General features: G+C 43.7%; 5 protein-coding genes. 4 read left to right on the top strand and 1 reads right to left on the bottom strand.

The window, feature by feature from the left end; genetic code table 11:
- Positions 1-507 precede the first annotated feature (507 nt).
- Positions 508-3,399 carry a tetratricopeptide repeat protein gene (locus tag AB9H30_RS19020; protein WP_371196379.1) on the top strand — a complete coding sequence of 964 codons (2,892 nt, stop codon included), beginning with the start codon at positions 508-510 and terminating at the stop codon, positions 3,397-3,399.
- Between the two features lie 165 nt (positions 3,400-3,564).
- On the opposite strand, the gene AB9H30_RS19015 is transcribed toward AB9H30_RS19020, so the two are convergent.
- Positions 3,565-6,207 carry a TonB-dependent receptor gene (locus tag AB9H30_RS19015; RefSeq protein WP_371196378.1) on the bottom strand — a complete coding sequence of 881 codons (2,643 nt, stop codon included), beginning with the start codon at positions 6,205-6,207 and terminating at the stop codon, positions 3,565-3,567.
- A gap of 428 nt (positions 6,208-6,635) precedes the next feature.
- Here AB9H30_RS19015 and AB9H30_RS19010 point away from each other — a divergent pair, with 428 nt between their 5' ends.
- The 3 genes from AB9H30_RS19010 to AB9H30_RS19000 all read left to right on the top strand — a co-directional run bounded on the left by AB9H30_RS19010 (position 6,636) and on the right by AB9H30_RS19000 (position 9,786).
- Positions 6,636-7,934, top strand: coding sequence for a hypothetical protein (locus AB9H30_RS19010; RefSeq protein ID WP_371196377.1), 1,299 nt, complete (start codon positions 6,636-6,638; stop codon positions 7,932-7,934).
- A gap of 321 nt (positions 7,935-8,255) precedes the next feature.
- Positions 8,256-9,197 (top strand): SGNH/GDSL hydrolase family protein, encoded by a 942-nt coding sequence (locus AB9H30_RS19005; RefSeq protein ID WP_371196376.1) that lies wholly within the window; start codon positions 8,256-8,258, stop codon positions 9,195-9,197.
- A 280-nt stretch (positions 9,198-9,477) separates the two neighbouring features.
- Positions 9,478-9,786, top strand: a complete 309-nt coding sequence (locus AB9H30_RS19000; RefSeq protein ID WP_371196375.1) for a hypothetical protein — start codon at positions 9,478-9,480, stop codon at positions 9,784-9,786.
- Positions 9,787-9,870: the final 84 nt, after the last annotated feature.

The raw sequence follows: 9,870 nt of genomic DNA, 5'->3' as shown, positions 1-9,870 counted from the left end.
GTGACGAAATGTAATCCTCTATCCTATGCATCTCTTGAACGACATATAGGCTAGTGCGCTTGTTACCTGCAGCCTCCTCACTTAAAAGGAGAAGATAAAACGATACTTAACTCCACAGCATTATTAAAATAAGCGCCCCGCTTAATAGTGTGAATATGAATAGGGGTTCAATGACTTTATAGAAAAGTCGGTCATGTATCGGCTCACAAGATTACTCTGCGTAATTAGGTCGTTTGCTAGAGTGCTCAAATCGTTGTCTTGATATCGGCGCAAATCTATAGACATTTTGGTAAGACTCGCTAAGATTAAAGTTACAAGAGCTAGGATGCTGTGTCTTGAATACTTCTGTGTATCGATTCTTTTCTTTCTTGGACTATCAACAAGTAAATGATGATGTGTATTTGCGAAGTTGACGAGCTTGGGAAAACTCATTTTTTATAACTGTGTTAGTTAACACATCTTCTAATATAAGCATGAGTAAAACAACTGTAGGGTAATTGGGGGCATATGAAAGGACAGCATAATGGCCAGTATGGAAATGCAGTTTATCGTCGGCGGCAACAGCCATCTAGGAAATGGTTGCGGTACTCACTGCAAGTCACAAGAAATACAATAATTACTTTAAGTGTTGCGATATCTTCAGTTGCGGCATATGCAAACGCGGAATTAGCACCGCAAACTGAGCAAGACCAAACTACTCAGACTTTACCCGCTAATGATTTAGGGATTTTGTCGTATGCAAAAGGTGAATACGACAAAGCCATAGAATATTTTGAACAAGCTCTTAACAGTGATATTGAGAGCTATGGTGACGCACATCCAAATGTTGCAACAACGCGCAACAATTTAGCACTGGTATTTAAGGCCAAAGGACAATTTGATAAAGCCATTACTTATTATGAGTTAGCCCTTGCAAGTAGTATCAGTCTATTTGGTGAAGAACATATTGAAGTAGCTAAAATTCGAAATAATTTAGGTTTAGTGTGGCATGCCAAAGGTGACTATCAAAAAGCTATTGATTATTATGAATTAGCACTCGCAAACAGCTTGCTGAATACTGATCAAGATGACTCCTTCGAAGCAAAAGTGCGCAGTAATATAGGTTTGGTCTGGCAGGCTAGAGGCGACTACGAAAAGGCTATTGAATATTATGAATTGGCCCTTCAAATCGGTATTCTTGCCCACGGCGAAGAGCATCCTTCCGTAGCAATTAGGCGCAGTAACTTAGGCAGTGCCTGGGAGGCAAAAGGCCAATACAAAAAGGCGATTGAGTATTACGAATTAGCGCTAAATAGCGGTATTAATACGCTCGGCGAAACTCATCTCACCGTGGCTACTAGGCGCAATAAGCTGGGCAATGCCTGGCAGGCATTAGGTCAATATAATAGAGCGATTGACTACTATGAGTTAGCTCTCGCCAGTAGCCTTGGCTCTGTCAGTAAAAATCATCCCTCGGTAGCACTTATACTTAATAGCTTAGGCAGTGCTTGGGAGGCAAAAGCCGAATACGACAAAGCGATTGGTTATTATGAAAGAGCGCTCGCTATCAATATTCTAACCTTTGGTGAAGAGCATCATGTGGTGGCCAGCACGCGCAGGCAACTGGGCAGTGCATGGCAGGAAAAGGGACAGTACGCAATCTCCCAAGGATATTATGAGCAGGCGCTAGCAAGTGATATAAAAACCTTTGGCGAGGATCATCCAGAAGTGGCGGTTACTCGCAGGCTACAAGGTAGTTTGTGGCAAGTACAAGGCAAGTACGATAAAGCGATTGAGTTTTATGAACTTGCTGTAGCTAGCAGTTTGCAAACGTTTGGTGAGCAGCACCCTGACGTGGCGAATACGCGTAGATTACTCGGAAGCGCATGGCAACAGAAAGGACAGTACGAAAAAGCCGCAGAGTATTACATGCAGGCACTGACAAATGACGTGCAGACCTTTGGTGAAGACCACCCTTATGTAGCATTGACGCGCAGGCTACTCGGTAGCTTAGAGCAAGAACAGGGGCGTTTTGACGAGGCGATTGAATATTACGAACTGGCCTTGCGGCAAGCGCTTGCAACCTTTGGTCAAGCTCATCCAGAAGTAGCCAAGACGCGCAGTGATTTGGGCAGTGCATTGCAAGCACAAGCCCAATACGATAAAGCCATCGCGTTTTATGAGCAGGCCCTTGCCAGTAATATACAAATGTTAGGTGAAAATCACCCTGAAGTCGCTAAAACGCGAAATCGTTTAGGCAGTGCATGGCAAGCGCAAGGTCAGTATGACAAAGCTGGCAAGTTCTACGAATTGGCGTTAAAGAGTGCTCTAAAAACTTTTGGCGAGCAGCACCCCATTGTGGCGACTACGCGAAGTCATTTAGGTAGTTTGTGGTTGGCGAAAGGGCAATACGACAAAGCCATTGAATATTATGAGCAGGCACTTGCGAGCAACATACAAAGCCTAGGGCCAGACCATCCCGATGTTGCTGAAACCTTCAGTAATTTGGGGCGAATATTAAAAGCGCAAGGTCAATTTGACCAAGCTATAGAATATTATGAACAGGCGCTTAAAAGTGGCATTACTACCTTTGGTGAAGACCATCCAGCAGTAGCCATACGGCGTAGCAATTTAGGCAGCCTGTGGTCGGCAAAAGGCCAATACGACAAAGCAATTGAGTATTATCAACTAGCGCTTGCTAGCGGTATTAAGAGCTTTGGGGAAGATCATCCATCGGTCGCGATCAGGCGAAGTAATCTAGGTAGCGCCTACGAATCACTTGGCCAATATGACAAAGCAATTGAATATTATGAATTGGCCCTTGAGGGCGGTATTAAAAATTTTGGAGAGGATCACCCTTCAGTAGCCAAAAGGCGCAGTAACTTAGGCAGTGTATATAAAGCCCTAGACCAGTACGACAAAGCTATCGAGTATTATGAACTAGCACTTAATAGCGGTATTCTTACATTTGGTGAAAACCATCCTTCGGTAGCCATTCGACAGAATAATCTCGGCAATACTTGGCAGGCAAAAGGAGAGTACGAAAAGGCCATCGAATTTTATGAATTGGCTTTAAGTACTTATATTCGCATCTTGAACGAAAATCATCCTGAAGTGGCGACGACCCAAAGCAATTTAGGCAGTGCATGGTTAGCAACCAAGCAGTACGACAAAGCCATTGAGTATTATGAGCTGGCGTTAGAGAGTTGGCTCATAAACTTCGGTGAAGCTAACGCCTCGGTGGCAAAAAGTCGTTTTAATCTTGGCAGTGCATGGCAGGCAAAAGGTGAGTACAAAAGGGCCATTAAATATTATGAGCTGGCATTGAAAAGCGGGCGTGAGATATATCCTGACAGTCATTCTTTTATAACCGCAACACTCAATAACATAGACGATGCAAGGAACGCGCGCTGGCGGTAAAGTAAATGCCTTGTTCTAAAGCTCCTTTAGCATTAAATGATCATTAACAGCTCTACTCAATAACCAAAGTTAAAAAACAAAACAGCCGGCAAATGCCGGCTATTTCCTTAGGTTCAACCTACTGTTTTTCTTATTAATAAGTGGTGCCCGAAATTTGCCTAGCTTCTAGAAGCGCTTCTTCAATGTCACGCCAAAGGTAGCGGGATCAGCTATATAAGCGTTGAGCTTGCCTTCTTGCAAGGGAGTATTGAAGTTGATTTGCTTTATATATTCTTCGTCTAACACATTACGCCCCCAAAAGATCAGGTCCATATCGTATTTCGCAAAGTTCATAAACCAACGTAAATTAAGTAAGCTGTATGCATTTTGAACCGCCAAGGGATCATTACTGCCATCTAAAACGATGTCGCCAGTGTGGCTGAATTCTGCTACCACATAGCTGCTAATATCGTCACTAATAGTAAAGTCTTTTTTCACCTTAATTATCGCGTAATTTTCTGGCTCTCCCCCTGGGCGTCCGCCGGCCCGATTACAAAATGGGTTCGGGGCCGCAGGGTTTGAGCTTTCTTGTCCGGGGTCACCAATACCCGTTTGCCAAGTATAAGCAATCCAGCAATTTCCGCGCTCAAAACTGTCATATTCAGCGTTTACCCGAGCATAAGAAAAGTTAACTTCAACAGTTTCAGTAGGAAGCCACATTAGTTCAAATTCAAAACCTGAGGCCTTATAGTCACCCGCATTTTGTAGATTAAAGCCCGTGCCAGCAAAAGTATTTGCTTGGAAATCGTCCACTGCTGTTGAATGCGCAGCCGCGTTGATCCGCAGATCATGCGCCGGGAAATCCTTTTTAATACCAAACTCAAATGCGCGTGATGTTTCTGCAGCAAAAACGGGGTCAAAGCCCTCTGCGATACGATCTGTATTTGTTCCGCCCGACTTATATCCGGTGCCGTAAGACGCATACACTAGGGTGTCTCTATTGGCCTGATAGCTTAGTTTTAAGGTACCGGTTAGTTGGTCATCGTCTAAGGTGGCATCAATATCAGAACGGTCAGAGGTAATCGCACCGAGTGGTTTAAATCCCCAACCTAAACTTTGAAACGGCACCAAGGCCTGCAGTGCTGCTTGTCCTGTGGGGGTGGTAATATCAATAGTGTTATTGGCAATCCCGGTTAGCACGCCGCCAGCCACACCGGCACCATAAAGCAATGTGCCAGGAACAATTGATGCTGGATTAGCTGGGTCACCTACCGATGAAAAGAATGTAGGAAACGCGGCGTTACCGGGTAAATTTTCACTAAATACGGTTGAGAGCTCTTTGCTTTCATCGGTGTACCTGAAACCGGCAGTTAGGGTAAATTTGTCGGTAAATTGGTAGTCGACTTGCCCAAAAATCGCGTAACTCTCGTGTGCTTGCTCAGCTCTATGATCAAAGCCTGTGCCGGCTGGTGCTGGCGCCGCAGACTGTGCCACAAGCCCATTGGTTGCTGCACTCAGTGCATCAATCCCAGCCAGTAGGCTATTAAACGCGCCCTGAGAAAAGCCCGATAGAAAAAACTGGTCAAATTGGTCGTCTGTGTAAAGACTATAATCAAGATCCAAATCCTGCGTAAAATAATAGGCGCCGAGAATGGTATTCGTATTTTCACCGCTGTAATCAAGGCGTAGTTCTTGCGAAAATGAACGCTGTTGTGAATCATTCCTAGTACCGAACAAATCGGCATCGGTAAAATCAGTATCAATATTATCTAGTGCATCAAAGCTGCGATAAGCCGAGATAGAAACCACCGTATAACGGTTGTTAATATCCCAGTTAAGCTCTGCAGATATACCGCTATCGGTCATCAACGATTCGGGTAAAAACGACAGGGCGACTCTGCGATCAAAAAAGTCATCGCCGTCAAAAATGGTTGCATTAAACGGCGCTTGCGAGAGCAGACTGTCTGAGCCAAACTTGCCTGCAATCCCAGAGGCCTCTGCGTTACTCACCTGAACCGGGGCGGCACAGCAAATTTCATTAATTTCTGAATAGTCAGCAATAATGCGCAGCGATACATCGTCGTTTGGTGTATACAGAGCTTGTAGCCTTGCGCCCCAACGATCTCTGTCGTTTAATACATCATCACCGGCATTGACTTCACTGACGATGCCGTCACGCTGGCTGCCAAATGCTGTCAATCGAAAAGCCAATACATTTTCAATAGCTGAAATTGAGGCAGCAGCTGAATAGTTAACTAAGCCATAATTGCCAATCGTCGCTTCAACGAAACTATTTGCTCCCTCGTGGCTTGGTGCAACAGTGCGCACCAATATTGCACCTGATGGTGTGTTTTTACCAAATAGAGTCCCCTGAGGGCCGCGCAACACTTCGACTGCCTCAACATCAACTAAGTTGTTGATCATTGAGTTTTGGCGGGCTCGGTATACGCCGTCTACATATAAGCCAACTGACGATTCTAAGCCGAAGTTTTGTGACCCAGTACCAATACCTCGGATGGAGAAGCTTGAGTTGGTGGCGTTTTGAGTCTGAAAAGCCGATAAAGCAGGTACATAAGCCGATACATCAAACAGATCCTGAAGCACAGATTCAGACAGCTGTTTACCCGAAATAGCGGTAACCGAAATAGGCACATCCTGCAAGTTTTGTGGCCGTTTTTGTGCGGTAACCGTAATGGTTTCTAGTCGGATTGTTTCTATCTCTTCTTCAATTTCCTGAGCAAAAACAGAGGGTGTCGTAAGGCCCAAAGAAAGGGCTATTAATACTGCAATTGGACTTTTTACAAATGTGAGTGGCGTTGTTTTATCCATAAATCTGTCCTGTCCTTATTCTCGGTAGACGAGCATTATTGTGGTTGTTGTGTATTAACAAATAGTGTTAGTAAGTTCGTGTGAAATTTAAGCAAGCGTGTCAAACGTAACCCACTTAAATCTAACATGTCAAATGTTACTCATGTAAACGAGACTTTCACTTCGATATCGTACAAAAAATGCTTCGAAGCTACGGCAAACTATAAACTGCTCAATGTGCTAAGCTAATAAACTTGCTTGTCAACGCCATGGCACTTGAATTATACAACAAGCTATCATTTCGATTGCAATATATGTTTGATGTAGCTCAACAAACGTAAATTTGATAATTAGCCGAATAATTGAATCTGCGATACACTAAAACCCATTGTGTATTTAGCACTAGGTCCCACTGTTATAGCTGATTGTAATTGTATAAGGATATTTTTATGCAGCCTTTTGTCTTCTTGTTATTGATGGTTTGCTTTTTTGCGTCTTCAGCAGTTTGTGCCGCTCAAACTGACACCATACAAAAGCGTGCAGATGCTATTAGCATCATGATACAGCCTCAATTTGCTATTGATAATGAAACCACACAGCTGAAAAGCCTTAAAGAAAAGATGTCAGCCCTCAACATTCCGGCTGTATCTATAGCCTTTATGGAAAATCATAAAATTACCTGGACCCTTACAGAAGGGGTAACTGATTTTGAATCACAAAAAAATATTGATAGCAAAACCGTATTTCAAACCGCCATTATTGCAAAGCCCGTGTTTGCCGAAGTATTGTTACAGTATCGCCAAGAGAACGACTTAGGCTTTGATAAAGATGTAAATAACTTACTCAAAAGTTGGCAATTGCCTCAGGAGACATGGTCTCAATCTATTGCCGCTACTTCGCCTAGCTTGTTGAGCGAGTCGCCGGTGACAAGCGCAGATGGATTTAGCGCATACTCCGATAACTCAAATATGCCATCTATGTTTGAGGTGCTGAAACAGGCGGGTGCAGAAAACACAAAGACAATACAGGCCTATATACAGCCTACTGCAACATTTAAGTATTCAGGCAATGATAGTAAGCAAGCGCAGCTAGACACAATAGAACGACCCAAAGTAGCGTCATCAGCACTAGACGACACTCCAAATACGGGCTTATCAAACGCTAGTAGCAATGCAGGTTCTCAAAGTGCGGCTGAGCAACTAGCAAAAAATGTCGCGGCACCTCATCGCTCTACCGAGTTAGCGACTGAAACCAATGGCGACTTGTATTTAACCAATACCACAACTGTTTTTTGGACAACACCATCTGAACTATTAATGATGGCATCTAAGTTTCACAAAAGTCATCGAGGTTTAGGCAAGACCCCCATTACCAGCAAAACGGCAGCACAGATGCTGAGGCCGCAACTAGCATCTATGGGTATTGGATTTTTTTTAGAACATCAAGACAGTATTCTTACTTCCTTCCCTCAAGGCGCGACAAATGACGGTTTCAGTTCGAATTTATTTATTGATCCAGAAACGGGCAATGGCATCGCAATAATGACCAACAGCGATAACGGTGACGTGTTGATTAATGATTTGCTTTCTCGTGTTAGCGAAGTGTACGGATGGGATGAGTACCCCACTACAGAACGAGACATGACGATATTTGAGCCTGCAGTGGCAGAGTTAAAGGTTGTTGAAATGACAGTGGTGCAACCACCAAAAAGTGCCGTTGCGTTAGTAGCTGAAGGAGAGCAATTTTAAGGCGCTATAACAATCAAGCGAAGTGCAAACCTTGGGTGGGTAGAAAGTGTATGTTCAGTTTCATTGACTAAGTCGACTGAGAAGCGCGTTGCAACATATTGCAATCAAGACGGCTTCGTGCAAGCCATACATCCAATATAAATTTATTAAAAGCTAAATCTCCAAAACCTCTGTTCTTTATGACCAATACTGTCAGATAATTTTACACATTTGTATTTGAGGAAAAACTAAATATTTATAAGCATTTGTTATTTATATGTAAATTAAGAGTGGCATGATTATTGCGAAACTGCTTAATACACCACACATCAGAGAATAATAATGACAAAATACATCTCAGCTTCACTTTTACTATTCATGTTTAGCGGTTCACTTTCAGCCGCGCCCATTAGCAGCTTTATTAGTTTTGGAGATAGCCTAAGCGACACAGGTAACGTGTCATTGGCTACCGGAGGTTTTCCACCGCCGCCTTATGCGAGCGGGCGGTTTACTAGCAATTTCACAGATGGCTCAGCCGGTGTAGTTTGGTATGATCTTGTAGCCAATCAACTTGGGTTTCCATCGACCAACTCACTAGCGGGTGGCAACAACTACGCTTGGGGAGGCGCGCGAATTGCTGCTGGCGGTTCGGTCCCGAGCCTAGTTCAACAAAGCTTTTTATATTTGTCTGATGTTGGCGGCGTAGCCGATGAAAACGCTCTTTATTCTATATTTGGCGGCGGCAATGATATTCGCGACAACAACATCGGTGGATCGGTTGCAGGTATTTCTGCGATCATTACTAACCTGCATGCGGCTGGCGCAAAGAATTTCTTTGTACCAAATGCATTGAACATAGGCCTAACTCCAGAATCTCAAGCGGGTCTAGCACCGGGCGGTCCGGCTCCTGTTATTACCGCAGCAAGCATTGCGTTTAACGCTCAGTTGCAAAACGAAATGCAAGTGCTGAGAACGAATCTGGGTATCAATATTATCGAACTAGACCTCTTTTCTCTTTTTGAAGATGTTAATGTAGACCCAGCAAGCTTTGGTTTTTCTAACATAATCGATCCTTGCTTCAACCAAGCTGTTGGCACGCTTTGCGCTGACCCTGACTCATATCTATTCTTTGACGGCATTCATCCAACTGCAGCAGGACATACGCTGCTTGCCAATTTCGCAATCGACGCGATTATGGATGCAATGGATGTATCAGCCCCTGCAACACTTGTAATATTTCTGTCGGGCCTTGCAGTAGTAGGCTTTCGACGCAAGAAAGCATAAGAAACTGTAATTTAGTCAAACCCCGCCAAGTGCGGGGTTTTTTATTATTTCAAACTCGCTTTTATAAAGTGACAGAATTAGACATACCTGAATATAAAGCTACTATAAAATGTTGGTAGAACATCGTTATTGGCAATATTAGCATTGGTATAGAAGACATGCTTATGCTCATAGGAGATAACGCAGCAAACGTACTGAAGTCTACTGTTGATGGGAAAGGCACCTTAACAGCCGCTCAAATCGAAAAAGCGTGGGGAGACCGCTATCACTTATCCATTGCATGGCATACTTTTTTGAAAAGTGTAATGCGATATTAACGCCTAAATGGACACAGCTTCCACTGCCTATCAATCAAGATGCACAGAGCCCCGAAGGGTGTATGTTTCAACTAGAAACGGTTCGTCCAATACTTGAGGAAAATGTATTGGGACTTCCGTCTGCAGCAGAGCCTGCTGGCGTATTTGATAGATTTGCGGTTGGCGTATTGTTTACCGGGCCAAAGTGGCCTGATTTACAAAGTTTAAACCTTGCGCAATATGTCGAAGATGCCAATATAGCCCCCAGCAACCCAATTGATCCAAGGTTTTAGTCCGTTCGCAAATTGCCATGACGGTTTATCGATAACTGGGCTAATTGATGCACTTACTTGAAGACACCGCGATATACTTCTTTG

This window comes from Glaciecola sp. SC05 (assembly GCF_041380235.1).
Lineage (GTDB): Bacteria > Pseudomonadota > Gammaproteobacteria > Enterobacterales > Alteromonadaceae > Glaciecola.
Note: the sequence above shows the minus strand (reverse complement) of the source record. Positions and strands in the feature narration are given on the sequence as shown.

What these genes read in the sequence shown, in the direction of transcription:
- AB9H30_RS19010 (WP_371196377.1), top strand. Translation starts at nt 6,636, where the DNA reads ATGCAGCCTTTTGTCTTCTTGTTATTGATGGTTTGCTTTTTTGCGTCT.
- AB9H30_RS19015 (WP_371196378.1), bottom strand. Translation starts at nt 6,207, where the DNA reads ATGGATAAAACAACGCCACTCACATTTGTAAAAAGTCCAATTGCAGTA.
- AB9H30_RS19020 (WP_371196379.1), top strand. Translation starts at nt 508, where the DNA reads ATGAAAGGACAGCATAATGGCCAGTATGGAAATGCAGTTTATCGTCGG.
- AB9H30_RS19000 (WP_371196375.1), top strand. Translation starts at nt 9,478, where the DNA reads ATGGCATACTTTTTTGAAAAGTGTAATGCGATATTAACGCCTAAATGG.
- AB9H30_RS19005 (WP_371196376.1), top strand. Translation starts at nt 8,256, where the DNA reads ATGACAAAATACATCTCAGCTTCACTTTTACTATTCATGTTTAGCGGT.